The sequence below is a fragment of the Rhodanobacter sp. PCA2 genome (genome assembly GCF_013620825.1).
Lineage (GTDB): Bacteria > Pseudomonadota > Gammaproteobacteria > Xanthomonadales > Rhodanobacteraceae > Rhodanobacter_A.
In genome coordinates, this window is sequence record NZ_NJIC01000019.1 from 64,785 (window position 1) to 91,656 (window position 26,872).

Annotated in this window: 18 protein-coding genes; 12 read left to right on the forward strand and 6 right to left on the reverse strand. The window is 68.9% G+C overall.

Translation table 11 applies throughout. From position 1 onward, the window contains the following. Position 1 precedes the first annotated feature (1 nt). From PCA_RS07445 to PCA_RS07490, 10 genes are all read left to right on the forward strand, one after another. Complete coding sequence (locus tag PCA_RS07445; protein WP_181301959.1) at positions 2 to 2,707, forward strand: nitrate reductase; 2,706 nt, start codon at positions 2 to 4, stop codon at positions 2,705 to 2,707. A gap of 30 nt (positions 2,708 to 2,737) precedes the next feature. Next, entirely contained in the window at positions 2,738 to 4,177 is a 1,440-nt protein-coding gene (cysG, locus tag PCA_RS07450; RefSeq protein ID WP_181301960.1) for a siroheme synthase CysG, read from the forward strand. Positions 4,178 to 4,229: 52 nt separating this feature from the next. Beyond that, positions 4,230 to 5,069 (forward strand): uroporphyrinogen-III synthase, encoded by an 840-nt coding sequence (locus PCA_RS07455; protein WP_181301961.1) that lies wholly within the window; start codon positions 4,230 to 4,232, stop codon positions 5,067 to 5,069. An 843-nt stretch (positions 5,070 to 5,912) separates the two neighbouring features. Continuing rightward, a complete protein-coding gene (locus tag PCA_RS07460) occupies positions 5,913 to 8,645 on the forward strand; it encodes an MFS transporter (protein WP_181301962.1) in 2,733 nt (910 codons plus the stop codon). Positions 8,646 to 8,747: 102 nt separating this feature from the next. After that, entirely contained in the window at positions 8,748 to 12,506 is a 3,759-nt protein-coding gene (locus tag PCA_RS07465; RefSeq protein ID WP_181301963.1) for a nitrate reductase subunit alpha, read from the forward strand. A 10-nt stretch (positions 12,507 to 12,516) separates the two neighbouring features. Beyond that, positions 12,517 to 14,058 carry a nitrate reductase subunit beta gene (gene narH, locus PCA_RS07470; protein ID WP_181301964.1) on the forward strand — a complete coding sequence of 514 codons (1,542 nt, stop codon included), beginning with the start codon at positions 12,517 to 12,519 and terminating at the stop codon, positions 14,056 to 14,058. Beyond that, positions 14,058 to 14,675, forward strand: a complete 618-nt coding sequence (gene narJ, locus PCA_RS07475) for a nitrate reductase molybdenum cofactor assembly chaperone (protein ID WP_181301965.1) — start codon at positions 14,058 to 14,060, stop codon at positions 14,673 to 14,675. Before narH ends, narJ begins: the two co-directional genes overlap by 1 nt. Positions 14,676 to 14,709: 34 nt before the next feature. Next, positions 14,710 to 15,417 (forward strand): respiratory nitrate reductase subunit gamma, encoded by a 708-nt coding sequence (gene narI / locus PCA_RS07480; protein WP_219918607.1) that lies wholly within the window; start codon positions 14,710 to 14,712, stop codon positions 15,415 to 15,417. Further along, the gene (locus PCA_RS07485) at positions 15,414 to 16,130 is read left to right on the forward strand and encodes a peptidylprolyl isomerase (RefSeq protein ID WP_181301966.1); all 717 of its coding nucleotides are present in this window, start codon (positions 15,414 to 15,416) and stop codon (positions 16,128 to 16,130) included. The genes narI and PCA_RS07485 overlap by 4 nt, the downstream gene beginning before the upstream one ends. Before the next feature lie 542 nt (positions 16,131 to 16,672). Next, a complete protein-coding gene (locus PCA_RS07490; protein WP_181301967.1) occupies positions 16,673 to 17,326 on the forward strand; it encodes a response regulator in 654 nt (217 codons plus the stop codon). A 76-nt stretch (positions 17,327 to 17,402) separates the two neighbouring features. Here PCA_RS07490 and PCA_RS07495 read toward each other — a convergent pair whose 3' ends face one another. After that, the gene (locus tag PCA_RS07495; protein WP_181301968.1) at positions 17,403 to 20,450 is read right to left on the reverse strand and encodes an Rne/Rng family ribonuclease; all 3,048 of its coding nucleotides are present in this window, start codon (positions 20,448 to 20,450) and stop codon (positions 17,403 to 17,405) included. A 342-nt stretch (positions 20,451 to 20,792) separates the two neighbouring features. Between PCA_RS07495 and PCA_RS07500 the strand changes: the two genes are divergently transcribed. Then, positions 20,793 to 21,797, forward strand: coding sequence for an RluA family pseudouridine synthase (locus PCA_RS07500; protein ID WP_181301969.1), 1,005 nt, complete (start codon positions 20,793 to 20,795; stop codon positions 21,795 to 21,797). A gap of 45 nt (positions 21,798 to 21,842) precedes the next feature. Here PCA_RS07500 and PCA_RS17780 read toward each other — a convergent pair whose 3' ends face one another. Next, positions 21,843 to 23,348, reverse strand: coding sequence for a CPBP family glutamic-type intramembrane protease (locus PCA_RS17780; RefSeq protein WP_181301970.1), 1,506 nt, complete (start codon positions 23,346 to 23,348; stop codon positions 21,843 to 21,845). 2 nt (positions 23,349 to 23,350) lie between these two features. Next, positions 23,351 to 23,692 carry a 4a-hydroxytetrahydrobiopterin dehydratase gene (locus PCA_RS07510; protein WP_181301971.1) on the reverse strand — a complete coding sequence of 114 codons (342 nt, stop codon included), beginning with the start codon at positions 23,690 to 23,692 and terminating at the stop codon, positions 23,351 to 23,353. A 154-nt stretch (positions 23,693 to 23,846) separates the two neighbouring features. On the opposite strand from PCA_RS07510, the gene PCA_RS07515 reads away from it, so the two are divergent. Continuing rightward, entirely contained in the window at positions 23,847 to 24,455 is a 609-nt protein-coding gene (locus PCA_RS07515; protein ID WP_181301972.1) for an NfuA family Fe-S biogenesis protein, read from the forward strand. 123 nt (positions 24,456 to 24,578) lie between these two features. On the opposite strand, the gene PCA_RS07520 is transcribed toward PCA_RS07515, so the two are convergent. The 3 genes from PCA_RS07520 to PCA_RS07530 all read right to left on the reverse strand — a co-directional run bounded on the left by PCA_RS07520 (position 24,579) and on the right by PCA_RS07530 (position 26,629). After that, positions 24,579 to 24,929 carry a cytochrome c gene (locus PCA_RS07520; protein ID WP_181301973.1) on the reverse strand — a complete coding sequence of 117 codons (351 nt, stop codon included), beginning with the start codon at positions 24,927 to 24,929 and terminating at the stop codon, positions 24,579 to 24,581. 11 nt (positions 24,930 to 24,940) lie between these two features. Next, positions 24,941 to 25,276 (reverse strand): cytochrome c, encoded by a 336-nt coding sequence (locus PCA_RS07525; RefSeq protein WP_181301974.1) that lies wholly within the window; start codon positions 25,274 to 25,276, stop codon positions 24,941 to 24,943. 120 nt (positions 25,277 to 25,396) lie between these two features. Beyond that, the gene (locus PCA_RS07530; RefSeq protein WP_181301975.1) at positions 25,397 to 26,629 is read right to left on the reverse strand and encodes a TraB/GumN family protein; all 1,233 of its coding nucleotides are present in this window, start codon (positions 26,627 to 26,629) and stop codon (positions 25,397 to 25,399) included. Positions 26,630 to 26,872 lie beyond the last annotated feature (243 nt).

The following is a 26,872-nucleotide window of genomic DNA, read 5'->3' on the forward strand; positions in this document are numbered from 1 at the left end:
CATGGACGTCCGCGTCTCCACCACTTGCCCTTACTGCGGCGTGGGCTGCGGCGTACTTGCGGCCGTCGACGCGGCGGGTACGGTCGACATCGCCGGCGAACCCGCGCACGGCTCGAATCGCGGGCGCCTGTGCGTGAAGGGCATGGCGCTGGGCGAGACGGTGGACCTGCAGGGGCGCCTGCTGCACCCGTTGGTGCGCGACGGCCGCGGCGCCTTTTCCCGCGTCCGCTGGGACGACGCCATCGACAAGGTGGCGCGCGGATTCGGCCGGGTGATCGAGCGGCACGGCCCGGACGCGGTGGCGTTCTACCTGTCGGGGCAGCTGCTCACCGAGGACTATTACGTCGTCAACAAGCTCGCCAAGGGCTACATCGGCACGGCGAACATCGACACGAATTCGCGGCTGTGCATGTCATCCGCCGTGGCGGGCCACAAGCGCGCGTTCGGCGAGGACGTGGTGCCCGGCTGCTACGAAGACCTGGACCAGGCCGAACTGGTCGTGCTGGTGGGCTCCAACACCGCGTGGTGCCACCCGGTGGCGTTCCAGCGCATCATGGCGGCGCGGGAGGCGGGTGCGCGCGTGGTCGTGGTCGACCCGCGCTTCACCTCCACCTGCGAATCGGCCGATCTGCACCTTCCGGTCAAGCCGGGCACGGATGTGTGGCTGTTCAACGGCCTGCTGGCGTTCCTGTTCCGGCATGGCGCAATGGATGCCGCGTTCGTGGAGGCGCACACGCGGGGCTTGTCGCAGGCGCTGTCCGTCGCGCGACGCGAGGCGGCGGATGTCGCCGAGGTGGCGCGCATCTGCGGCGTGCGGCAGCCCGACCTGCAGGCGTTCTACGAACTGTTCGCGCGCAGCGGCCGGGCGGTCACGCTGTTTTCCCAGGGCGTCAACCAGTCCTCCAGCGGCACCGACAAGGTCAACAGCATCATCAACTGCCACCTGCTCACCGGGCGCATCGGCAAGCCGGGGGCAGGACCGTTCTCCATCACCGGCCAGCCCAATGCCATGGGCGGCCGCGAAGTGGGCGGCCTGGCGAACACGCTCGCCGCGCACATGGAGCTGCACGACAGCGTGCACCGGGAGATCGTGCAGGCGTTCTGGGCGTCGCCGCGCATGGCGTCGCGGCCGGGGCTCAAGGCGGTGGAGTTGTTCGATGCCATGCTGGAAGGGCGGGTGAAGGCGCTCTGGATCATGGGCACCAATCCCGTGGTGAGCCTGCCGGACGCCGACCGCGCCAGGCGCGCGCTGGACGCGTGCGAACTGGTGGTGTGCTCCGACATCATGGAAAGCACGGATACCAATCGCCATGCGCACGTGCTGCTGCCGGCGCTGGGTTGGGGGGAGAAGGACGGCAGCGTGACCAACTCGGAGCGCCGCATCTCCCGGCAGCGCCCGTTCCTGCCCGCACCGGGGGAGGCGAGGGCGGATTGGCGCATCGTGTGCGATGTCGCCAGGCGGATGGGGTTCGCGCGCGGCTTCGAGTTCGAAACCCCGCACGGGATCTTCGCGGAGCACGCCCGGCTGACCGCGTTCGGGAATCGCGCCCCCCGCGCGGATGGCGCGCCCGCGGCGCCGAGGGTGCTGGACCTTTCGGGCCTGTCCGCGCTCACGCCGCAGCAGTACGCGACGCTCGCCCCGGTGCAGTGGCCGGTGCGGGCGAACGGCGCGGGCACGCGCCGGCTGTTCGCGGACGGGCGCTTCGCGCACGCCGATGGTCGTGCCCGTTTCGTCGCCACGCCTGCGCGTGCCCCGGTGAACGCGCCCGATCGCGAGTATCCGCTGGTGCTCAACACCGGACGTGTCCGCGACCACTGGCACACCATGACGCGCACGGGCAAATCGCCGCGCCTGGCGGGCCACATCGGCGAGCCCTACATCGACATGCACCCGCACGACGCCTTGCGCAGCGGCGTGCGCGAGGGCGAACTCGCGCGGGTGGGTTCGCGCTGGGGATCGATGGTGGCCCGCGTCCGCCACGGCGGCGGCATGCTCGTCGGCAACGTGTTCGTGCCCATCCACTGGAACGACCAGTTCGCCTCCGACGCGCGCGTGGGGGCGGTGGTGAACCCGGTCGTCGATCCCGTCTCGGGCGAGCCCGAGTTCAAGCACACCCCCGTGCGGGTCGAGCCGTTCCCCGTGCGCTGGTACGGTTTCGCGTTCGGGCGGCGCTTTCTTCCGACCTCGGAACTCACCTACTGGACGCTGATACGCGGCGAGCGCTTCTTCCGATACGAGCTGGCGCACTGGGAGCGGCCCGCGGATTGCGGCACCTGGGCCAGGACCTGGCTGGGCGCCGGGGACCCCGACGCGGACTGGCTGGAGTACGAGGACAGCGGCAGCGGCGTTTATCGCGCCGTGCACGTGCGCGACGAACGCATCGAATCCTGCCTGTTCCTCTCCGCCCGGCCCGACCTGCCTTCGCGCCAGTGGCTGGCCAGCCTGTTCGCGCGCGAACATCTCGACGATGCCGACCGCGCATGCCTGCTGATCGGCGAGCCGCCGGGCGCAGGTTTCGACAGCGGACCGGTGGTGTGCTCGTGTTTCGGCGTGGGCAGGAACACGATCTGCGACGCGATCCGCAAGGGTGGCCTGGACACGCCCGCGGCAATCACCGCAGCCGTGCGTGCGGGCGGCAATTGCGGTTCCTGCGTGCCCGAACTGCAACGGCTGATCGCCGAGGCGCGCATGACCCGGGAGACATGACATGGCTCATCGATGCGATGGAGGTGGCGCATGAGGCTCTATCCGGTGTTTGCCGATATCGCGGGATTGCCCGTGCTGGTGGTGGGCGGCGGCAAGGTCGCAAGGCGCAAGGCGAAGTCGCTGCTCGATGCAGGCGCCCGCGTTTCGGTGGGCGCCGCCGCATTCGGCACCGCATGGGCATCGTGGATCGATGCGGGAAGCATCCACGTGCTGCACGGGGCGTTCGATCCCGCGTGGCTGGATGGCAAGTGGCTGGTCATCGCGGCCACCGGCGACCGCGCGCTCAACGCCCGGGTCGCCGCCTGCGCCGGGGAGCGTCGCATCCTGGCCAACGTGGTGGACGACGCCGCGCTCTCGCGCTTCCACGTCCCTGCCGTGGTGGACCGCTCGCCGCTGCTGGTCGCCATTTCCACCGCCGGCGCGGCGCCGGCCATCGCGCGGCGGATACGCGAGACGCTGGAGCGCGTGCTCGACCACGCGTTGGGTGCGTTGGTGGCCCTGGCGGACCGGCAGCGCGGCCGCATCGTGCGCCGCCATGCCGACATCGCGGCGCGGCGACGCTTCTACGACTGGCTGTTCGACGGACCGGTGCTCCCGTTGCTGCGGAACGCCCGGCACGCGCAAGCCGAGCAGGCGCTGCTCGACGCCCTGGCGACCCATGGGCAGGAATCCGCCGCGGGCTCCGTGGCGCTGGTCGGCGCGGGGCCTGGGCATCCCGGTCTGCTGACCTTGCAGGCGCTGCGGGCGCTGCAGCAGGCGGACGTCATCCTGCACGACCAGCTGGTGAGCGCCGAGGTGCTGGCGATGGCGCGGCGCGACGCGGAGTGCATCGACGTCGGCAAGCGCTGCGGAGGGCGGCAGATGGCGCAGGAGCGCATCCAGCGCATGATGCTGGCGCATGCGCGCGAGGGGCGCCGCGTGGTCCGCTTGAAGGGCGGCGATCCCTTCGTGTTCGGCCGCGGCGGCGAGGAACTGGCCTTCCTGCGTGCGCATGGCGTGGCCTGCGAAGTCGTTCCGGGGATCACCGCGGCCGTGGCGTGCGCCGCGTTCGCCGGCATACCGCTCACGCATCGCGACCATGCGCAGTCCGTCTGCCTGCTGACGGCGCACGGCAGGCGGGCCACCCACCCGCTGGAAGACCGCGCGCTGGGCGACTCCCGGCAAACGCTGGCCATCTACATGGGCGCCGAAAAGCTCGATGAGCTGGCCGCACGGCTGATCTCCCGGGGACGCGCCCCGGAAACCCCGTGCGCCATCGTCGAGAACGGCACGCTGCCGCAGCAGCGCGTGATCGCCGGCACGCTGGCCACGCTTCCCGGCCTGCTGCGCCTGCAGGCGGTGAACAAGCCCGCGTTGCTGATCGTGGGCGAGGTCGCCGCGTTCGCGCGCGAACATGCCTGGTTCGGCGAACTGGTCGAGGCGGACACGGCCGGCGCAACGCAGGATTGCGCCAGCGTCGCGGTCGCCTGAGGCAGGCCATGGACATGCCGCCATGCTGGTCCGTTCCGGAGGGAGCACAGCCATGACACCGCAGAACGAGGGCAACGGGCCACTGAGCGGGCGCCGCATCGCCGTTCCCGAGTCGCGCCAGCTGGACGTGTTCGCTTCGCTGCTGGAATGTCGCGGGGCCGCCGTGCTGCGCTGTCCGCTGGTCGACATACGCGATGCGGACGATCCCGCGCCGGTGCTGGCGTGGGTGGACGAAGTGAATGCCGGCCGCTGCGACGACCTCGTGCTGTACACGGGGGAGGGATTGCAACGTCTGCTGGGCGCCATCGAACGGCACGCGCCTGCGTTGCGGGCCGCCTTCGTCGAACGGCTGGGCAGCATGCGCGTCATGGCGCGCGGGCCCAAACCCGCGCGCGCGTTGCGCGAACTGGGGCTGCGGGCGGACAAGGTGGTGGAGCCGGCCACCACGCAGGGGCTGATCCAGCACCTGCGCACGCTGGATCTGCGCGGAAGGCGCGTGGGCGTGCAGTTGTACGGCACCGATCCCAACCCCGCGCTCATGGACTTCCTCGCGACCGCGGGCGCCTCGGTGCTTGCCGTCGCCCCCTATCGTTATGTCGATGGCGCCGACGACGAAATGGTGGAACGCCTGATGGAGCGCATGAGCCGCGGCGATGTCGATGCGATCGCGTTCACCAGCCTGCAGCAGGTGGAACGACTCTTCCGCGTCGCCGACCGGCTGGGGCGACAGGAGGCGTGGCGCGCCGCGCTGTCCGGGAGCCTCGTGGCCGCGGTCGGTCCCTTGGTGTCGGATGCATTGGCCAGGCACGGCGTGCAGGCCCGTGTCGTTCCGCAAAGCCGCTACTACATCAAGCCGCTGACGCAGGCGCTCATGGATGCGTTTGCGCGCTGAGTGGCACAGCCGCGCATCCGCGCGGAACCGCGGCGCTGCGCAACCGGCGGAAACGGAATCCCCCTGGAGCAGGGCCTGCGCCACATGTTTCGCGATCGCCCCGCCGGTACTTGCGGCGCGCTCTCCTGCCGTGTTCGAAGGCGGAACGGTTGTTGCCCATGCACATGTTGTTCGCCGATGCAGCGGACGCGAACGGGTACTTCGCAACGCCAACATCGTGTTGCATGATGTCGCCCGTTGCGTTCGCCGGTGTCATCTCGGCGAACCATGAGCTGTGGCAAGCTGGCGCGAGGGAACGCCGCCCGGCCTGCATCGCGGACGCGCGCGGTTGCGGGCCGGACTGCCATCGAACAATGCGGCTTCGACGTTTTGCCGGGCCTGACGCCCGCGGCGATCCGCTGCGGGTCGGCTTGGGGCTGCGCCGCACGCGGGTTTCGCGCGGCTTCGTCCGTCGTGGACGGAACCGTTTCGCGACGGGCTGCCAAAGCTGTCGCAGGGGCTTGATCGTAGGCAAGGACAAATGTGACACGCGGTATAGGATGCCGCTCGAATTGCAACGACCGAGACCAGCCAGAGGACGAGGGACTGCGTCATGGGTGTCGCCCATCCTGTGTTGTTCGCCAGTGAACATGCATGCGCGGCGTGCCTTGCGGCATGGATGCTCCTGCTGTCGATGCGGCATCGCGACCGGCGTGCCGTGCCGCCGATCCGTGCGGCGAACCGGCCGGCCGCTACCCCACTGTCCCGGCCGTCCAGGGTGCATGATCCGGCTGCGGCGGGCCGGGCACCAGGCATGAGGCAGCCGCCGCGCGCGCTGCAGGAATCCATCCAGGGGACTTATTCATGACGACAGCGGCCGGTTCGGGTGTGGTGCATCGAGGGCGTGCTCTCTGGCTCTCGACGATTTCGTTCACGGTCTGCTTCGCGGTATGGATGATCTTCGCGATCATCGGCATCAAGATCCAGAAGGAACTCGGCCTCAGCAACTTCGAACTGGGCCTGCTGCAGGCCACCCCGGTCCTGAGCGGCTCGTTGATCCGCCTGGTGCTGGGCGTGTGGACCGACCAGTACGGCGGACGACGGATCTTCACCCTGGTCATGCTGTCCGCGGCGGTGGCGGCGTTCTGCCTGACGCTCGCGCACACCTATACGCAGTTCCTGGTCGCCGCGTTGTTCCTCGGCATCGCGGGCGGCTCCTTCGCGGTGGGCACGGCCTACGTGACCCGCTTCTACGAGTCGGGAAAGCAGGGCCTCGCACTGGGCATCTTCGGCGCGGGCAACGTCGGCGCCGCGGTGACCAAGCTCAGCGCGCCGCCGCTGATCGAGTTCTACGGCTTCAGCTGGCAGCACGTGGCCTACATCTGGGCGGCCGCCATCTTCGTGATGGGCATCATCTTCTGGATCTTCTCGGAAGAGGACCCCGTGGTGCGCGAGCGGCGCGAGAAGGGCATCAAGCCGAAGAGCGCATGGCTGGAGTTCCAGCCGCTGAAGAACATCCAGGTCTGGCGCTTCTCGCTGTACTACTTCTACGTGTTCGGCGCCTTCGTCGCGCTTTCGTTGTGGCTGCCGAAATACCTGATGGCGGTGTACAACATCGACCTGTTCACCGGCGGCCAGATCGCCGCGGCGTTCTCCATCCCGGCCAGCGTCTTCCGCGCCTACGGCGGCCATCTCGCGGACCGCTACGGCGCGCGGCGCGTGATGTACTGGAGCCTGATGGTGGGGGCGGCGGCGACGTTCGTGCTGTCCTATCCGGCGATGGACATCGTGGTCAGGACCGTCAAGGGCCCGGTCACCTTCCACTACGGCATGAGCCTGCTGTTCTTCGCCGTGATGGGGTCGGTGCTCGGCTTCTTCATGGCGCTGGGCAAGGCTGCGGTCTACAAGCACATCCCGGTCTACTACCCGCACAACATGGGCGCCGTCGGCGGCCTGGTCGGCATGATCGGCGGCCTCGGCGGCGCCGTGCTGCCGCCGGTGTTCGGCCTGCTGGTGGACCTGACAGGCGTCTGGCAGACCTGCTTCATGCTGCTGTTCGCGCTGGTCATGGTGTCGCTGACCTGGATGCACGTGTCGATCCGCCGGATGGAGCGCGGCGCCACGGGCGAGGCGCTGCGGAAGCTGCCCGAATTCCCGGAAATGCAGCCGGTGCACACGCCGGACATGGTCGGCGCGATGGCGGGCAAGGTGCTCGCCGAGTGGCAGCCCGAGGACAAGAAATTCTGGGAGGGCGGCGGCCGCAAGATCGCACGGCGCAACCTCTGGATTTCCATACCCAACCTGCTGCTGGCGTTCGCGATATGGCAGGTCTGGTCGGTGGTGGTGGCGCAACTGCCCCGGGTCGGCTTCGCGTACACCACCGACCAGCTGTTCTGGCTGGCGGCGCTGCCCGGCCTCTCGGGCGGCACGCTGCGGATCTTCTATTCCTTCATGGTGCCCATCCTGGGCGGGCGCATGTGGACCACGCTCGCGACCTGGTCGCTGCTGATTCCCGCGCTGGGCATAGGCTATGCCGTGCAGAACCCGCAGACGCCCTACTGGATGATGCTGGGGCTGGCGCTGCTGTGCGGTTTCGGCGGCGGCAACTTCGCCTCGTCGATGGCGAACATCTCGTTCTTCTTCCCGCGCGCGGAGAAGGGCAACGCGCTCGCGCTCAACGCCGGCCTCGGCAACCTGGGCGTCAGCGTGGTGCAGTTCGTCGTGCCGATGGTGATCACCGCCGGCGTGCTGGGCTGGTTCGGCGGCAGTCCGACCCTGGTCGGTCCGGAGAAGACGCCGCTGTGGCTGCAGAACGCGGCCTTCATCTGGGTGCCGTTCATCGCGCTCAGCGCGTTCGCCGCCTGGTTCGGCATGAACGACATCGCCTCGGCCAAGGCGTCGTTCGCCGACCAGGCGGTGATCTTCCAGCGCAAGCACAACTGGCTGATGTGCTGGCTGTATCTCGGCACGTTCGGCTCGTTCATCGGCTACGCCGCGGGCTTCCCGCTGCTGACGAAGACGCAGTTTCCGGACGTCAACGCCATGCAGTACGTGTTCCTCGGGCCGCTGATCGGCGCGATCTCGCGCTCGGCGGCGGGCTGGCTGTCCGACAAGTGGGGCGGCGCGCGCATCACGCTGTGGGTGTTCGTGCTGATGATCGTGGGCGTGCTTGGAGTACTGTACTTCCTCAGCGTCAAGGAGCAGCCGAACGCGTTCTGGGGCTTCTTCGCCAGCTTCATGCTGCTGTTCTTTGCCACCGGCGTGGGCAATGCGTCGACATTCCAGATGATCCCGAACATCATGCGCCAGGAAATGATCCGGCTGATGCCCACCGCGGACATCGACACGCGCCTGCGCCAGGCCGAAAAGGAATCGGCGGCGATCACCGGGTTCACCTCCGCGATCGCCGCGTACGGCTTCTTCCTGATCCCGGTGCTGTACGCCACCGTGGGAGCGATATGGGCGCTGTGGCTGTTCCTGGCATTCTACGTAAGCTGCGTGGTCCTCACCTGGGCGGTCTACACGCGCAAGGGCGGCCTGCTGCACGACGTCGAACGCCACGGCCGGTTCTTCTCGCCCAGCCAGTTCATGGGGTGACCGCGATGGCGCCGATGCCGTTTTCCACCACCGGGGCGTGGCAGGCGGATTGCCGCGATTGCCGCCTCCCGCCATCCACGATCCAAGCTTGAGGTTGCCGACATGGGCCAGTTCCTGGAACGCCTGCGCTATTTCTCGCGTCCGCGCGAACCCTTTTCCGACGGCTGGGGCGAGGTGCGCGAGGAAGCGCGCCAATGGGAAGACGGGTACCGCAACCGCTGGTCGCACGACAAGGTGGTGCGCTCCACGCACGGCGTGAACTGCACCGGCTCGTGCAGCTGGAAGATCCACGTCAAGCAGGGCGTGGTGACCTGGGAAACCCAGCAGACCGACTATCCGCGCACCCGCCCGGGCATGCCCAACCACGAACCGCGCGGCTGCTCGCGCGGCGCCTCGTATTCCTGGTACCTGTACAGCGCGAACCGGCTGAAGTACCCGATGATCCGCGGCCGCCTGCTGAAGCACTGGCGCAAGCTGCGCGAAACCATGGCGCCGGCGGAGGCATGGGCGGCGCTGATGGCCGACCCCGCCAGGAAGGACTACAAGGCTTCGCGCGGACTGGGCGGCTTCGTGCGCGTGAAGTGGGACGAGGCGCTGGACATGGTCGCCGCGGCCAACCTGCACACGGTGAAGACGCACGGCCCGGATCGCGTGGTGGGTTTCTCGCCGATCCCGGCGATGTCGATGGTGTCCTATGCCTCGGGCGCGCGCTACCTCAGCCTGATCGGCGGCACCTTGCTGTCGTTCTACGACTGGTACTGCGACCTGCCGCCGTCCAGCCCGCAGACCTGGGGCGAGCAGACCGACGTGCCCGAATCGGCCGACTGGTACAACTCCGGCTACATCATCGCCTGGGGCTCGAACGTGCCGCAGACGCGCACGCCCGACGCGCACTTCTTCGTCGAGGCGCGCTACAACGGCACCCAGGTGGTGGCGGTGACGCCGGACTACGCCGAGGTCGCCAAGCTGTCCGACCTGTGGATGCATCCCAAGCAGGGCACCGACGCCGCGCTCGCCATGGCGATGGGCCACGTGATCCTCAAGGAGTTCTTCCTCGACCGCCAGGCCGGGTACTTCCAGGACTACTGCCGCCGCTACACCGACCTGCCGCTGCTGGTGACGCTGCGCCGCGACGGCGACCGCTGGGTTCCCGACCGCTACCTGCGCGCCAGCGACTTCGACGGCGCGCTGGGCAGCCCCGACCACGCCGACTGGAAGACCGTGGGCCTGGACCGGGACGGCAAGCCGGTGGTGCCGCAGGGCGCGATCGGCTTCCGCTGGCCGGGCAAGGACAGCCCCGACCACGGCAAGTGGAACCTGGAGCAGAAGGGCGCCGACGGCGCCGAGATCGAACTGCAGCTGAGCGAGATCGACCGCCGCGACGACATCTGCCCGGTGGCGTTCCCGTATTTCGGCGGCATGGTCAGCGAGCATTTCCCGCACAACGACCAGCAGGGCGACGTGCTGCTGCGCCACGTGCCGGTGCGCCGGCTGTCCACCAAGGGCGGCGACGTGGTGGTCGCCACCGCGTTCGACCTGCTGTGCGCGCACTACGGCCTGGACCGCGGCCTGGGCGGCGCCGGCGCGAAGGGCTACGACGACAACGTGCCCTACACCCCGGCATGGCAGGAGGCGATCACCGGCGTGCCGGCGCAGCACGCCATCGCGGTGGCGCGCGGCTTCGCCGACAACGCCGAGAAAACCAGGGGCCGCTCGATGGTCATCATCGGCGCGGGCATGAACCACTGGTACCACCAGGACATGAACTACCGCAGCATCATCAACTTCCTGATGCTGTGCGGCACGGTGGGCGTCTCCGGCGGCGGCTGGTCGCATTACGTGGGGCAGGAGAAGCTGCGCCCGCAGACCGGCTGGACCGCGCTGGCGTTCGCGCTCGACTGGGTGCGGCCGCCGCGGCAGATGGCGGGCACCACGTTCTTCTACGTGCACTCCGACCAGTGGCGCTACGAGAAGATCGACGTGAGCGAGCTGCTGTCGCCGCTGGCCGATCCGAATCGCCATGGCCGCAGCCTGATCGACTGCAACGTGCGTGCCCAGCGCATGGGCTGGATGCCGTCCGCGCCGCAGCTCAACCGCAACCCGCTGCAGATCGCGCGCGATGCCGCGGCCGCCGGCGTGGACCCCAAGGACTACGTGATCGCCGGCCTCAAGGACGGCTCGCTCAAGGTCGCCAGCGAGGACCCGGACGATCCGGCGAACTTCCCGCGTAACCTGTTCATCTGGCGCTCCAACCTGTTCGGCTCCTCCGGCAAGGGGCACGAGTATTTCCTCAAGCACTTCCTCGGCACGCGCTGCGGCCTGCAGGGCAAGGACCTGGGCGAGGAGGGCGGCGCCAAGCCCGAGGAAGTGGTGTGGCGCGAGCCCGCGCCCGAGGGCAAGCTGGACCTGGTGGTGACGCTGGACTTCCGCATGTCCACCTCCTGCCTGTACTCGGACGTGGTGCTGCCCACCGCGTCCTGGTACGAGAAGAACGACCTCAACACCTCCGACATGCACCCGTTCATCCACCCGCTGTCCGCGGCAGTGGACCCGGTGTTCGAGTCGAAGAGCGACTGGGAGATCTTCAAGGCGGTGGCGAAGCGCTTCTCCGAACTGGCCGAAGGCAGGCTGGGCGTGGAGAAGGACGTGGTGCTCACGCCCATCATGCACGACACGCCCGGTGAGCTGGCGCAGCCGTTCGACGCGCGCGACTGGAAGAAGGGCGAGTGCGAGCTGATCCCCGGCGTCACCGCCTCCGCCATCGCGGTGGTGGAACGCGACTATCCCGCCACGTTCGCCCGCTACACCGCGCTCGGCCCGCTGATGGACAAGCTGGGCAACGGCGGCAAGGGCATCGCCTGGGATACCGGGCACGAGGTGCAGGGCCTGGCCGCGCTGAACTACACGGTCGCCGACGGCCCGGCCAAGGGACGCCCGCGCATCGAAAGCGACATCGACGCCGCCGAGACCGTCCTGTACCTCGCCCCGGAAACGAACGGCGAAGTGGCGGTGAAGGCCTGGGCTGCGCTGTCGAAGATCACCGGCCGCGACCACACCCATCTCGCGCGCCCGCGCGAAGACGAGAAGATCCGCTACCGCGACATCCAGGCGCAGCCGCGCAAGATCATCTCCTCGCCCACCTGGTCGGGCATCGAGAGCGAGCACGTCAGCTACAACGCCTGCTGGACCAACGTCAACGAACTGATCCCTTGGCGCACGATTTCCGGGCGCCAGCAGTTCTACCAGGACCACGAGTGGATGCGCGACTTCGGCGAGGGCTTCGCGCTGTACCGGCCGCCGATCGACACCCGCACGGTGGCGCCGCTGCTGGGCAAGAAAGGCAACGGCCATGCCGAGATAACGCTCAACTTCATCACGCCGCACCAGAAGTGGGGCATCCACAGCACGTACACCGACAACCTGCTGATGCTCACGCTGTCGCGCGGCGGCCCCATCGTGTGGATCTCCGAGGTCGACGCGGCCAAGGCCGGCATCGTCGACAACGACTGGATCGAGGTCTACAACCTCAACGGCGCGCTCACCGCGCGCGCGGTGGTGAGCCAGCGCGTGAAGGAGGGCATGTGCATGATGTACCACGCGCAGGAGAAGATCGTGAACGTGCCCGGTTCGGAAGTCACCGGCATGCGCGGCGGCATCCACAACTCGGTGACGCGCACCGTGCTCAAGCCCACCCACATGGTGGGCGGCTACGCGCAGCTCAGCTGGGGCTTCAACTACTACGGCACCGTGGGCTCCAACCGCGACGAGTTCGTGATCGTGCGCAAGATGGCCAAGGTGGACTGGATGGACCGCGTGCAGCACAAGGCGCGCGAAGACGAACTCAACACCCGGCTGGCGTGAGGAAACCACGATGAAAGTTCGCGCGCAGATCGCAATGGTGCTGAACCTCGACAAGTGCATCGGCTGCCATACCTGCTCGGTCACCTGCAAGAACGTGTGGACCTCGCGCAAGGGCATGGAGTACGCGTGGTTCAACAACGTGGAGACCAAGCCCGGCATCGGTTACCCCAAGGACTGGGAGAACCAGGAGCGCTGGCGCGGCGGCTGGGTGCGCAAGCCCGGCGGCAAGCTGGTGCCGAAGCAGGGCGGCCGCTTCGCCGTGCTGGCCAAGCTGTTCGCGAACCCGGCGATGCCGGAGATCGACGACTACTACGAGCCGTTCACGTTCGACTACGAGAACCTGCAGACCGCGCCGGAACTGCCCACCGCGCCGGTGGCGCGGCCGATCTCGCTGATCTCCGGCCGCACCATGGACAAGGTGGAATGGGGCCCGAACTGGGAGGAAATCCTCGGCGGCGAGTTCAGCAAGCGCAGCGCCGACTACAACTTCGAGGCCGTGCAGAAGGACATCTACGGGCAGTTCGAAAACACCTTCATGATGTACCTGCCGAGGCTGTGCGAGCACTGCCTCAACCCCACCTGCGTGGCCTCGTGCCCGTCCGGCTCGATCTACAAGCGCGAGGAAGACGGCATCGTCCTGATCGACCAGGACAAGTGCCGCGGCTGGCGCATGTGCGTCTCCGGCTGCCCGTACAAGAAGATCTACTACAACTGGACCAGCGGCAAGGCGGAGAAGTGCACCTTCTGCTACCCGCGCATCGAGGCCGGCCTGCCCACGGTGTGCTCGGAAACCTGCGTGGGTCGCATCCGCTACCTGGGCGTGCTGCTGTACGACGCCGACCGCATCAGCGAGGCCGCCGCCACCGAGAACCCGCACGACCTCTACCAGGCCCAGCTCGACGTGTTCCTCGACCCGTACGACAAGGAGGTGCAGCGCCAGGCGCTGGCCGACGGCGTGCCGGCCGAGTGGATCCAGTCGGCCAAGCATTCGCCCGCGTACAAGATGGCGGTGGAGTGGAAGATCGCCTTCCCGCTGCATCCCGAATACCGCACCCTGCCGATGGTGTGGTACGTGCCGCCGCTGTCGCCGATCCAGGCGCACGCGAACGCCGGCGCCATCGACAGCACCGATCACGGCCTGCCCGACGTGGACTCGCTGCGCATCCCGGTGCGCTATCTCGCCAACCTGCTCACCGCCGGCAACGAGGCGCCGGTCACCGGCGCGCTGAAGCGCATGCTGGCGATGCGCGCCTGGTTCCGCGCGCAGCAGCTGGGCGAACCGCAGGACCCGGCGATGCTCGACGCGGTGGGCCTGGACCAGGCCACCGCCGAGGCGATGCACCGCTACCTGGCGATCGCGAACTACGAGGACCGCTTCGTGATTCCCACCGCGCACCGCGAGGAAGCGGAGAACGCCTACCAGCTGCGCGGCGGCTGCGGCTTCACGTTCGGCAACGGCTGCGACGGCATCGACGCGAAGGCCGGCCTGTTCGGCGGCAAGATGGGCCGGCGCAAGGTGATCCCCATCCGCATGGTGGACGACGACACCTGATGGCCACCGCACACGCCACCACCTTGCGCGCGCTGGCCGCGCTGCTGGCCTACCCGGACGAGGATCTGCGCGCCGCGCTGCCGGAGATCGCCGCCGCGTTGCGCGACGCACGCGGTCTCGACGCCCAGCGCCGCGGCGAACTGCTCGCGCTGGCCGACGAACTGGGGCAGGGCGAACAGCTCGATGCCGAGGCACGCTACGTCGAACTGTTCGACCGCGGCCGCTCCACCTCGCTGAACCTGTTCGAGCACGTGCACGGCGACGGCCGCGAACGCGGTTCCGCGATGCTGGAACTGCGCGAGCGCTACCAGCGGATGGGACTGCAGCAGAGCGGCCACGACCTGCCCGACCATCTGCCGGTGCTGCTCGAATACCTGAGCTGCTGCGACCCCGCCGAAACGCCGGAACTGCTGGGCGAATGCGCCCACGTGCTGCGCAAGCTGGGCAACACGCTGGCGCATCGCGGCAGCCGTTACGCCGCGGTGCCGGCCGCCTTGCTCGCGCTGGCCGGGGTGGAAGGCCTCGACCCGCACACGCCGGTGCCGCCGCCCGAAGACCTCGACAAGAGCTGGGAAGAGCGCCCCGCTTTCGAGCCGCCCATCGCCGCCGCGCCATGAACACCGATCCCGCTTCCGTCCAGGAGTGCCCGCCATGACCCTGTCCCCCGCCTGGAACCAGTTCCTGTTCGGCATCTACCCCTACATCTGCCTCACCGTGCTGTTGCTGGGCAGCCTGATCCGCTATGACCGCGAGCCGTATTCGTGGAAGAGCGACTCATCGCAGGTGCTGCGTGCGAAGACGCTGCGCTGGGGCTCCAACCTGTTCCACTACGGCATCCTGGTGGTGGTGCTGGGCCACTTCGCCGGCTTCCTGATGCCCGAATGGGCGATCGGCTGGCTGCTCGATCCCGGCCAGCACCAGCTGCTCGCGATGGTGGGCGGCGGCCTCGCCGGCATCGTGGCGATCATCGGCCTCAGCCTGCTGATCTGGCGGCGCGTGGGCGATCCGCGCGTGCGCCGCAACAGCCGCAAGTGGGACATCGCCATCGTGGTGATGCTGTGGTTCCAGTTGCTGCTGGGCCTCTCCACGGTGCCGATGTCGGCCAGGCACATGGACGGCGCGATGTTCGAGCTGCTCAGCCACTACGTGCAGAGCATCGTCTACCTCCAGGGCGGCGGCGCCGCGCTGCTGCAGGGCGTGCCGTGGGTGTACCAGCTGCACATCCTGCTCGGCTTCAGCATCTTCTTGGTCTCGCCGTTCACCCGCATGGTGCACATCTGGAGCGGCGTGGCCGGCGTGGCCTACCTGTTCCGCCCCTACCAGCTGGTGCGCACGCGCAAGCGGGCGGTGCGTTCGTGAGCGTGCGCGTCAACGGCGTCGCCGTCGATACCGGCGACTGGCCCAGCGACGAGCTGGCCGCGGTGCACGAGTTGCTGCGCCAGCGCGCGCGGGAACTGGAACTGCTGGACGAAGGCGCGGACGAGGCCGCCAGCGGCGAGGCGATCGAACGATTGCTGGCGCGCGAGGTGCGCGTGCCCGAGCCCACGCCGGAGGAATGCCGCCGCTGGTACGACGCGCATCCGGAACGCTACCGCAGCGGCGAGCTGGTGCATGCGCGGCACATCCTGTTCCAGGTGACGCCCGGCACGCCGGTGCCGGCGATCCGCGGCGTGGCCGAGGCGATCCTGCAGGAAGTGCGCGCGCAGCCGGAGCTGTTCGCGGCGCGTGCGCGCGAGAAATCCAATTGTCCCTCGGGTGCGCAGGAAGGCCAGCTCGGCCAGTTGCAGCGCGGCGCCACCGTGCCCGAGTTCGAGAAGGCGATCTTCGCCGGCAACGAACTGGGCGTGCTGCCGCGGCTGGTCGCCACCCGCTACGGCTTCCACATCGTGGCGGTGGACTTGCGCATCCCGGGCGAGCTGCTGCCGTACGACGCGGTGGCCGGACGCGTGGCGAACGAGCTGCGCACCGCCGCCGAACGGCGTGCGCTTGGCCAGTACGTGCGCGTGCTCGCCGGCGATGCCGAGCTGGACGGCGTGACGCTGGAAGCCGCCACGTCCCCGCTGGTGCAGTGATCGCGGGCGCTTGCGGCATGCGCCCTTGCGACGGGCGGCGCGCAGCCGCCCCGACGGACAGGACGGTGGGCTTCCCGGGCAGCGTTCGATCACTTCCCGTGTTGCGGAGCTGCCCCGCATCCGGGGCGCGAGACGTCCGCTCGGCGCAGGGTTGGGGCGATCGTCCGGCGATGCCTCGCACGCGCGTAGCGCCAGCGGCCGGCACGGGTTGGTCCGCGAGCTGGATCGCGAAGGGCGCAGACCACACGCGTGTGGGTATCGGCCCAGGGATCGTGCAGGCGAGTCGCTGGGGCACGCGTAGGATGCATGGCGCAGACCCTGTCCGTTCGATCCGTCGCCGTGCCGGTATCGCACGGAATATCCTTTGCAGGGGCGTTGTCGCGGCCCGCAGGATGCTGCGAATCGCGACGCATTTTTCTGCTTGCATACCGCGGCAAAGCCGCCTAGTTTCCATCCATGCGCGGTGTTGTGCGCGGGTGCACATGCACCACCACACCGTGGCATATCGGAGGCCGGGAGCGCCCCATCAAGGAGGGTAGGTCATGATCCAGATCGTTCTCATCGACGACCACGAACTCGTGCGCACGGGTTTCCGGATGATTCTGCAGCAACAGCCGGACATGGCCGTCTGCGGCGAAGCGGCAAGCGCGGAGGAGGGCATGCGCCTGATCCGCTGCCTCAAGCCCGAGATCGCGCTGGTGGACGTGCACATGCCGGGCATGAGCGGCATCGAGCTCACCGAGCGGGTGAACCGGGCGGAACTCGCCACGCGCATCGTGGTGGTCACGGTGGTCGACGACGGGCGCTTTCCCAAGCGCCTGCTCGATGCCGGCGCGTTCGGCTACCTGACCAAGGGCTGCAACGCCGAGGAACTGGTGACGGCGGTGCGCCAGGTCGCCACGGGCCGGCGCTATCTGGCGCCGGCGGTGGCGCAGCAACTGGCGCTGGCGACGCTGGACGGCAGCAGCTCGCCGTTCGATGCCTTGTCCAGTCGCGAGCTGGAAGTGGCGATGATGCTGGTGCGCGGCAAGCCGCTGACGATGATAGGCGAGCAGCTCAACCTCAGCCCCAAGACGGTATCGACCTACAAGCAGCGGCTGATGGAGAAGCTGCACGTGGAGCACGTGCTGGGGCTGGCCCATCTGATGACGGCGCACGGCCTGATCGATGCCCCGAACCACCAGGTCGGCTCCTGAGTCCGACGCAGCGGAATCGCGCCCACAAAAAAGCCGGACCTGGGTCCGGCTTTTTTGTCCACACATGGCGCAGCGCTCAGAGCGCGGCGTCCTTGCGGTGCTCGTCGGCGGTTTCTGCGGACGCATCGGGTGCAGGCGCAGGTTCCGCTTCGGCGGCAGGTACATCTTCGACCGCGGGATGACCGAGCAGGTCGCCCTGCCGCGGCTGCACCACGACGGCGGGCGCGGGCGCTGCATGGCCGTTGACGGCTGCATGCGCCGGCTCTTCCCGGACCTCGACGAGAGGCGCCGGGGCCACTGGCTCGGCTGCAGCTTCCCGGGTTTCCACGACATCAGCCGGGGCCGGCGAGGCAACCGCCTGATCCACCGGATCGGGGGCGGAAACATCCGTCTGGACCGGGTGCGCCGTATCCGTCGCCGCAGTGGCGGCCGGTGCGGACTTCTCCGGAATCGGCGGCAATGGGGGCAGGCTGAAGGCGGTGGCGACGGCGGCGGCCAGCGGCGCTTCGGTCAGCACCACGCGCGCAGGCTCGTGGCGCTCCACCTGCACCGGCTGGGTGCGCGGTGCGGGAGCGGGGCGCGGCGCGACGGGTTCGGGCGTGGTGGCCGCCGTTTGCACGGCAGCGGCTTCGCCGGCCTCCGCGTCGGCAACCACCGGCGTGGGGATGACGGCTGCGGTGGCCGCAACTGCGGGCTTGGCTTCCTCGCTCCCGGTTTCCGACTCGTCGCGATCCTCGTCGTCGAGTTCGCCGAGCTGACCGGCCTCCGGCGTCGCGCCGACGGCGCCGTCCTCATGGCGGCGACGACGGCGGCCACCACGGCGGCCACGGCGGCGGCGCGAGGGATTCTCGGCATCCGCGGGTGCGGCGTCGCCGGCTTCCTCGCCGGCCGCGACCGGTGCGGCGATCAGCTTGACCTCGTCGGGCGCCGATTCAACGGCGGCGACTGCAGGCTGCGGGCTGGGCGCTCCCGGTTTCGCGACCGCGACGGCGGCTACCGCAGTGGCGGCAGCGACCTTGCGCTCGGCACGTTCCTGCTGCTGGGCGGGCTTGCCGTCGGCGGCGTTGTTGCGCGGCTGCTGCTGGCGTTCCTGCCTGGGTGCCTGGGCGTTCGCCTGCGGTTGCTGCTGGCGCGAGGCGTTCTCGCCGCCCTGCTGGCGGTTGCCGCGGTTCGACTGCTGGGCGTTCTGCGGCTGGTTCGACTTGCCCGACGCGGAGCCGTCGCGGCGCTGGCGGTTGCCGTTGCCGTTGCCGCCCTGCGCGTTGCGGTTGCGTTCGTCGCGACGCGGCTGTTGCTGCTGGCGATTGCCGCGCGCATTGCTGCTGCCGCTGCCATTGCTGCTGGCCGGGGCCGCCGCGGGCGCTGCAGCCGGAGCGGCGGCGCTGGTGCGGAACCAGCCGAACAGCCGCGAGATGATGCCGCCGCCGGGAGCGGGCGGCGCGACCGGCGCGGGCGCCGCCGGACGGCGTGCCTGCGCCGGCTGCGGAACAGGAGCCGGCGCGGGGGCCTCCTCGCGCACCGGGGCGGGCGTGGCGGGCACGATGCCGCTGACCGCGGGCTGCTCGTTGCTGCCCAGCGCCTGGCCCATCTTCGGGATCGGCGTGGCGTCGACCGCGGTGAGGCGCTCGTAGCTGGGCTTGCTGTGCTCGCCCATGTCCGCTTCCTTGATCCGCTGGATCTCGATGTGCGGCGTTTCCAGTTTGTCGTCGGCCACGATCACCACGTGCGCCTTGTGGCGCAGCTCGATCTCGACCACGCTGGCGCGCTTCTCGTTGAGCAGGAAGTTCGCCACCGTCGGCGGGGCCTGCACCAGCACCTGGCCGGTGTTGTCCTTCATCGCGTGCTCTTCGATCAGGCGCAGGGTGGACAGGCCCAGCGATTCCACGCTGCGGATGTGGCCGTGGCCTTCGCAACGCGGGCAGACGATCTGGGTGGCTTCGCCGAGGCTGGGGCGCAGGCGCTGGCGCGACAGCTCCAGCAGGCCGAAGCGGCTGATGCGGCCCACCTGCACGCGGGCGCGGTCGAGCTTGAGCGCGTCCTTGAGCTTTTCCTCGACCTCGCGCTGGTGGCGCGGGCTGTCCATGTCGATGAAGTCGATCACGATCAGGCCGCCGGCGTCGCGGATGCGGCACTGGCGGGCGATCTCCACCGCGGCTTCGAGGTTGGTGTTGAACGCCGTCTCCTCGATGTCCGAGCCCTTGGTGGCCTTGGCCGAGTTGATGTCGATGGCGGTGAGCGCCTCGGTCTGGTCGATCACGATCGAGCCGCCGGAGGGCAGGCGCACCTGGCGATCGAACGCGCTCTCGATCTGCGTCTCGATCTGGTAGCGGCTGAACAGCGGGGTGTCGTCCTTGTACAGCTTGAGCTTGCGCAGCGAGGTCGGCATCACCTGCTGCATGAACTCGCGCGCGTCCTCGTACAGCGCTTCCTCGTCGATCAGGATCTCGCCGATGTCGCTGCGCAGGTAGTCGCGCAGGGCGCGGATGAACAGCTTGGATTCCTGGTAGATCAGGAACGGCGCCTTGCGCTTGCTGGCGGCGTCGGAGATCGAGCGCCACAGGGTCAGCAGGTAGTCCAGGTCCCACTGCAGCTCTTCGGCGTCGCGGCCGAGGCCGGCGGTGCGCACGATCAGGCCCACGTCGTCGGGCACGGTGACGTGCTCCAGGGCTTCCTTCAGCGCCTGCCGGTCCTCGCCCTCGATCCGGCGCGAGACGCCGCCGGCCTTCGGGTTGTTCGGCATCAGCACCATGTAGCGGCCGGCCAGCGAGATGAAGGTGGTCAGGGCGGCACCCTTGTTGCCGCGCTCTTCCTTCTCGACCTGGACGACGACTTCCTGGCCTTCCTTCAGCAGCTCGCGGATGCCCGACTTGTGCGGGTTCAGTCCGGGGGTGAAGTACTGGTCGGCGATTTCCTTCAGCGGCAGGAAGCCGTGGCGTTCGGCGCCGTAATCGACGAAGCAGGCTTCCAGGGATTGCTCGACGCGGGTGATGCGGCCCTTGTAGATGTTGGCCTTTTTCTGTTCGCGGGAGGGGATTTCGATATCGAGATCGTAGAGGTTCTGGCCATCGACGATGGCCACACGCAACTCTTCACGCTGAGTTGCGTTGATCAACATGCGCTTCATTGTAGTTTTCCTCGGCTCGCCCGCGCGTCGCGTGCCACGGTGGCGCCGTGATGGCGGCCTGCCGGGGATCGCGCCGCAGCGGGGGAGCGGCTCATGTGACGGCGCCGTTCCCGGCGCCCGGATGTTCGGTCAGCTGCGCCTGCCGCACCGTGGCCGCAAGGCTTCGGGCAAACGGCAGCCCGAACCGTTACGATGAAAGGGAGTCGCGACCGTTGCCCGGGATCGTCCTTGGGCAGGCGGCGCAATCCTCGCCGGCGTGACGGGCGGGGCCCCGGCCCGAACCGGTCTCGGTGGGCTGGGATTGACGCTCGACCAGTATCCTATTCCGACAGGTTTTTTTCAATGCAGACGGCAACTTCCCGCGACGTACCTCACGGTGTGCGTCAAGTGGCGATCGGCCCCGAGCGGGACGGCCAGCGCATCGACAACGCACTGGCGACCCTGCTCAAGGGCGTGCCGAAAAGCATGATCTACCGGCTGCTGCGCACCGGCCAGGTGCGCGTGAACGGCAAGCGGGCCAAGCCCGATACGCGGCTAAGTGACGGCGATATGCTGCGAATTCCGCCGATCCGGGTGGCAGAACGACCGGAAGGGCGGGAAGCGCCGGGCGCCTTGGTCTCGTCCCTTGCGGAGACGGTGATCTTCGAGGACAAGCACTTCCTGGTGATCGACAAGCCCTCGGGCATCGCCAGCCATGGCGGCAGCGGCGTCAGCCACGGCGCGATCGAGCTGCTGCGGGCGGCGCGCCCGCACGAGTCGCTGGAACTGGTGCACCGGCTGGATCGCGACACCAGCGGCGTGCTGGTGCTGGCGAGGTCGCGGGCGGGGCTGACCGGCCTGCAGGCGGCGATCCGCGCCGGCGAGGTCACCAAGCAGTACTTGTGTTTGATGGTCGGCCATCCGTCCAAGGCGAAATTCGACGTGAACGCGCCGCTGCGCAAGTTCGCCCTGCAGGGCGGCGAGCGCATGGTGCGGGTCAGCGAGGACGGCAAGCCGGCGCTGACCTTCTTCCGCGAAATGGAGCAGTACCCCGGCGCGCGCCTGATGCAGGCCACCCTGGGCACCGGCCGTACCCACCAGATCCGCGTGCACGCCGCCCACATCGGCCATCCGCTGGCGGGCGATCCGAAATACGGCGACCGCGAGATGAACAAGCGCTTCCGCGAGATGGGGCTGCAGCGGCTGTTCCTGCACGCCGCGCATCTCAGCTTCGAGCTGGACGGGCGCCTCTACAGCTTCTCGGCGCCGTTGCCGGACGACCTCAAGGATTTCCTCGACGTGCTGGCGGTGAAGGGCAAGCACCTGCCGTACGTCCAGGCGCTGAAATCCCGCGGCGATCATTCCTGATCGCGAGAATCAAACGGGCAGCCATCCATGGCTGCACTTTTCAAATCAAAGAAAGAAACGGGCGCTGACCTCCAGCGAACGCAGCAGGCCGCCCGCCAGGCTGGCTTCCACCACCAGCGCGCAGGCGGCATGCGCCGCGGCGACCGGCAGCAGGGCGCGCGAGCGCCGGAAACACCAGGCCCACCACAGTTCGGCCAGCAGGCAGAGCTGCATCAGCACGCCGTTCGGCGTGTGCATCAGCGCGAACACCAGGGCGCAGAGCAGCACGGCGAGGCCGGCCGGGAGACGACCGCCTTCCAGGCGGCGCAGCACCACGGCCAGCATCAGCCATTGCTGCAGGATCGCCCACAGCGGGTAGAGCACGACATGCCCAGGCGTGGGCGGTTTGCCGGGGTGGCCGAAAAAAATGCCAAGCAATACCGCCAATGGCAGCAGGGCGAAGGGCGGCAGCCAGTCGCGCCAGTCGCCCACCCAGCGCCAGTCGGCTGGCCGCTGCCGCCACTCGGCGTGCGCGGCGAACAGCACGGCGCCGGCAAAGCACAGCAGGCTGGGCGGCGACAGGCGCAACCCCAGGTGCAGGCCCATCACCAGCCACAGCGGACCGGCCATGCAGGCGGCAAGTTCCAGCCAGCGCCGCCGCGGCTGGGATGGCGGCCACACGGCCAAGCCGATCAGCGCCAGCAGATAGCCCGTCGCGCCGGCCCAGGGCAGCCAGGCGGGTGCGCCGGTTTCGCCCGCCGCTTCCGGCGCGACGCCATGCGGCAGGAGCAGCGCCCCCGGCCGTTGCTGCCGCACCTGTTCGCGCAAGGCCAGCTGCGTTTCGGCGGAGGCCCCCGCCGGCAGCGCAATCCAGGCGGCGGGCGGCAGTGCAGGGTCGGCAAGTTGCCGTGCCGCCGTCGCCGGATCGGCCGACAGTTGCAGCGAGGGCTGCGTGGGCAGGGGCAAGGGCGTTGCGCGGCGCAGCGACACTTCGGCCAGGCGCAGCGACATGCCGGCGGGCAGTTCCAGTTTCAGCCGCAGCACCTCGATCCGTTCCGGTGCGGCGCAGCCCTCGCCCTGCCATTGCAGGCGGCGCAGGTCGACCACAGCGTGCAGCGGGCCGGCGGCGACCGGCGCATCCTGCCAGGCGAGGCAACCCGGCCGGCCCAGTCGCGGTTGCCAGGCCACGCCCAGCCGGAACGGCGCATCGGCCATGCCGTCCACCGCCAGCAGCGGCCAGTGGCCCGCGTCCAGCATGCCGGTGACCGGCAGCCCCAGCTCGAACGGCGTGCCGTCGCGACTGCGAATGCGCAGGCCGTTGCCGTCGCGCTGCACGTCGGCGGCGCCGAACGCACGGCCGGCGACGAGATCGTGCGGCAGGCGCAGCCGCCACCGCCACGGCGGCTGGCCGTGTTCGATCAGCGCCGCCTGAAGATTGGCCACGCGCTGCAGGTGGGCCGCGGTGATGCGTGCGGCCAGCTCGTGCAGCCCGAACAGCAGCAGCGCCACCAGCAGGGCGTAGCCTGCGGCGGCCCGCCAGCGGGGCGTCGGCGGCGCGGTAAGTTGCCGCACGCTCAGCGCGCCAGCAAGGCCTCGACCTTGGCCGCGCAGATGATGTCGTTGAGCGAAAGCCCGCCCACGTCGTGGGTCGACCAGAGCAGCTGGCAATGGCCGTAGCCCGCCTCGATGTCGGGGTGGTGATCCTCGTGGTTGGCGATGTAGCCGACCGCGTTGATGAAGCCCAGCGTGCGGTGAAAATCGGGGAAACGGAAGTCCTTGACGATCGCCTGGCCGTCGGCGACAAGCGCCCAGTCGGGCAGCAATTGCAGCAGTTGGGTAATCTTGTCCGCGCCCAGTGCATGCTCCTTGCCCTTGCGCGGCTGGCAGTGCTGGCTGGCGAAATCGTGGATGTTCATGGCGGCTCCGTCACGACGCAAAGGTGGGTTGCGCAGCGTCGAAGTTGCGCGCCCAAATGTCAAAGCCCGCAACGCGTGCAAAACAGTACTAAAATGGTGCTGATTCGATGGACCGCGCTGACGCGGCCGCCGTGACATCCGCCACAGGTGAAACATGATCGAGATTTCCGAACGCGCGCAGCAGCATTTTCGCCACCTGCTGGACCAGCAGGGCAGCGAGGGACTGGGCATCCGCCTGCACGTGACCGAACCGGGCACGCCGGCCGCCAATTGCGAGCTGGAGTTCTGCGAGCCGGCCGAGCTGGCCGGCAACGAATGGACGGTCGAGTGCGCGGGCTTCGATTTCCATGTCGATGGCGACAGCGCCTCGTGGCTGGATGGCGCCAGCATCGATTTCGAACCGAACGCCACCGGCGGCCTGCTGAACATCCGCGCGCCGAAGATCAAGGGCGACGTGCCCGGGCTGCAGGCCGGCGTGATCGAGCGCGTGCGCTACGTGCTGGACGCCGAGATCAACCCGCGGCTGGCCTCGCACGGCGGCCGCGTCACGCTGCTTGAAGTGGACGCCGAAGGCGTGGTGCTGCTGAAGTTCGGCGGCGGCTGCCACGGTTGCGGCATGGTCGACGTCACCCTGAAGCAGGGCGTGGAGAAAACCCTGCGCGAGCGCGTGCCCGAGGTGACTGCGGTGCGCGATGCTACCGACCACAGCGGCGGCAAGCAGCCGTACTACAGCAAGCACGAAGGGAAGTCGGCGCTGGGCTGAGCCGGTGCGGGTATTCGCGTTCGTCCCGATCGCGAAAATCGAACGGGCGGCGATTCATGGCCGCACTCCTTGAACGAGAAACCCGCCTCGCGGCGGGTTTCTCGTTTCCGGGAACGGACGGACTCAGTCGCCCTGGATATGGCCTTTCAGCGTGTCCAGCTTGGTCGGCAGGCCGGCGAAGTAGGTCGAGATGTCCTCGATGTCCTGGTCGGACAGCGTGGTGACCATGCCCTTCATGATGGGGTTGCTGCGCTCGCCGTTCTTGTACTCGTGCAATACCTGCTGCAGGTACTGGCTGTACTGGCCGGCGAGGCGCGGATACTGCGGGTCGATCGAGTTGCCGTCGGCGCCGTGGCAGGCGAAGCAGGCGGCCGCCTTGGTCTTGCCGTTCGCGGCATTGCCGTTGGCCAGCAGCGGAGCGGAAGCGAGCGCCAGGACGGCGCCGAGCGAAAGCAGGGCTGATGCGCGTTGCATGCGAAATCCTCTTACTTGCTTGCCGGCGCAAGGCTGGACAGGTAGGCGGCGATGTCCTTGATGTTCTGATCGGACAGGCTTTGCGCCTGCGCGGCCATCGTCGGGTAGGTGCGGCCGCCGTTCTTGTACTCGGTCAGCGCATTGATGAGGTATTGCTCGTTCTGCCCGACGATCTTCGGCACGGGATAGTCCGGGTAGGCGTTGCTGTAACCCGGCACGCCGTGGCAACCGGCGCAGGTGTAGACCAGCGTGCGCCCGGCCGCCTTGTCGCCGCCTTCGGCGTGCGCGCTGGCGGTGGCCAGCAAGGCGGCAGCGGCTGCCAGACCAAGCAATTGCAATCGAATCATCGAGATCGTTCCCCAGCTGCGGCGACAGATGCAAATCAGTACAGCAACCGGTGCAGTATAGACAGCACGTCCCGGCATGGACAACATGTCGCACCGCCGGGACCGCCGCGCAGCCCGCGATCAGACCAGGCTGCGGAAAATGTGGATGCCCGCGCTGTACTCGCCGACGATGGTGCCGAGGCTCACCAGGAAGAAGTTCAGCAAGGTGCGCGCCACGCGGTTCTTCCACCAGCCGCTCCAGTGGCCGATGTCGTCGCGCAGCGTGTCGAAATCGGCCACGCTGGGCCGGCGCACCCAGGCTTCGGCCATCGCGCTGATGCCGCCGGCGGGAATGCCGGGGCGGAACGGCTTGACCGGCGCGGCGATGAAGGCGGCGAGGATGCTCAGCGGATGGCCGCCGGCGGCGAGCGCGCCCAGCGCGGCGAAGCCGCCGGTGAACAGCACCCATGCGGTGAGCGCCTGCGCGCCCAGCGCCGTGTTGCGATGGAACGCGAACGCGATCGCCACGAACACCGCCAGCACCAGGCCCGCGGCCAGCCACTTCGGCCAGCGCGCCTTCGGCGGCGTCTGCGCCAGCACGGCGGCGGTCGCCGCCGGATCGCCTTGCTGCTCGCGCAGCAGCTGGCACAGGCCCTTCAGGTGTCCCGCGCCGATCACCACCAGCACGCGGCGCGGAGTGTCGGCGGCGCTGCGCGCGGCTTCCTCGCGCAGGCGTGCCGCCATGTAGGCGTCGCGTTCGGCGATCAGGCTCTCGTACAGCGGCTTCGACTCGCTGGCGAACTCGCTGAACGCGCTTTCCAGCATGTCGCCCTGCTTGAGCTTCTCGATCTCGCTGGCTTCGATCTCCTCGCGCTCGAACACGCTGGCGAGCAGGCCGCCGAGCAGGCCGAAGCGCTGCCAGAAGCCCACGCTGCGCCAGGCGCGCTTGAGCGTGGTGCCGACCTCGCGGTCGACCAGCCACAGCGGCAGGCCGCGTGCCTCGGCGCCGTCCATCGCCGCCTTCATCTCGGCGCCGGGCTGGATGCCGGACTGTTCGGCGAGGCGCTTCTGGAACGTGGAAAGCACCAGGCTGGCGGCGACCATGCCGGCCTTGCCCTGGCGTATCACCTGGAACAAGTCCATGCGCTTGAACGCGTCCGGATCGCGCATGCCTTGCGCGCGGCTTTCGCACAGCTCCACCGCCACCGCGTCGAAGCGCTCGTGTTCCAGCAGGGCCTGCACCGCCTCCATGCTGGTGCGCGACACGTGGGCCGTGCCCAGCACCACGTACTCCACGCCATCGCGCTGCACGCGTTCGAGCGGCTGGTCCTGCAGCACGGAAGGCAAGGGCAGGGCGGGGTCGGGAACACTCATGCGCGGGCGTACTGGTTGCGGGAGGAATCCAAGCATGGGGATGCGCCCCGCACGAAGCAAGTCGGAAGGGCTGCCAAGGGCGGCTGCCCGCGTGATTCCCGCGATCAAGGATGATCGCAGAGGGTCAAGGGCAAAGGGTCAAGGATGGTCTGATGTTGCTCGTCATCCCAGCGAAAGCTGGACAAGCGCAAAGCGCGCAGAACGCCTGCAGGGCGGCCCCGAAGGGGCGAGCGCAGCGAGTCA

What these genes read in the sequence shown, in the direction of transcription:
- PCA_RS07445 (WP_181301959.1), top strand. Translation starts at nt 2, where the DNA reads ATGGACGTCCGCGTCTCCACCACTTGCCCTTACTGCGGCGTGGGCTGC.
- cysG (WP_181301960.1), top strand. Translation starts at nt 2,738, where the DNA reads ATGAGGCTCTATCCGGTGTTTGCCGATATCGCGGGATTGCCCGTGCTG.
- PCA_RS07455 (WP_181301961.1), top strand. Translation starts at nt 4,230, where the DNA reads ATGACACCGCAGAACGAGGGCAACGGGCCACTGAGCGGGCGCCGCATC.
- PCA_RS07460 (WP_181301962.1), top strand. Translation starts at nt 5,913, where the DNA reads ATGACGACAGCGGCCGGTTCGGGTGTGGTGCATCGAGGGCGTGCTCTC.
- PCA_RS07465 (WP_181301963.1), top strand. Translation starts at nt 8,748, where the DNA reads ATGGGCCAGTTCCTGGAACGCCTGCGCTATTTCTCGCGTCCGCGCGAA.
- narH (WP_181301964.1), top strand. Translation starts at nt 12,517, where the DNA reads ATGAAAGTTCGCGCGCAGATCGCAATGGTGCTGAACCTCGACAAGTGC.
- narJ (WP_181301965.1), top strand. Translation starts at nt 14,058, where the DNA reads ATGGCCACCGCACACGCCACCACCTTGCGCGCGCTGGCCGCGCTGCTG.
- narI (WP_219918607.1), top strand. Translation starts at nt 14,710, where the DNA reads ATGACCCTGTCCCCCGCCTGGAACCAGTTCCTGTTCGGCATCTACCCC.
- PCA_RS07490 (WP_181301967.1), top strand. Translation starts at nt 16,673, where the DNA reads ATGATCCAGATCGTTCTCATCGACGACCACGAACTCGTGCGCACGGGT.
- PCA_RS07495 (WP_181301968.1), bottom strand. Translation starts at nt 20,450, where the DNA reads ATGAAGCGCATGTTGATCAACGCAACTCAGCGTGAAGAGTTGCGTGTG.
- PCA_RS07500 (WP_181301969.1), top strand. Translation starts at nt 20,793, where the DNA reads ATGCAGACGGCAACTTCCCGCGACGTACCTCACGGTGTGCGTCAAGTG.
- PCA_RS07510 (WP_181301971.1), bottom strand. Translation starts at nt 23,692, where the DNA reads ATGAACATCCACGATTTCGCCAGCCAGCACTGCCAGCCGCGCAAGGGC.
- PCA_RS07515 (WP_181301972.1), top strand. Translation starts at nt 23,847, where the DNA reads ATGATCGAGATTTCCGAACGCGCGCAGCAGCATTTTCGCCACCTGCTG.
- PCA_RS07520 (WP_181301973.1), bottom strand. Translation starts at nt 24,929, where the DNA reads ATGCAACGCGCATCAGCCCTGCTTTCGCTCGGCGCCGTCCTGGCGCTC.
- PCA_RS07525 (WP_181301974.1), bottom strand. Translation starts at nt 25,276, where the DNA reads ATGATTCGATTGCAATTGCTTGGTCTGGCAGCCGCTGCCGCCTTGCTG.
- PCA_RS07530 (WP_181301975.1), bottom strand. Translation starts at nt 26,629, where the DNA reads ATGAGTGTTCCCGACCCCGCCCTGCCCTTGCCTTCCGTGCTGCAGGAC.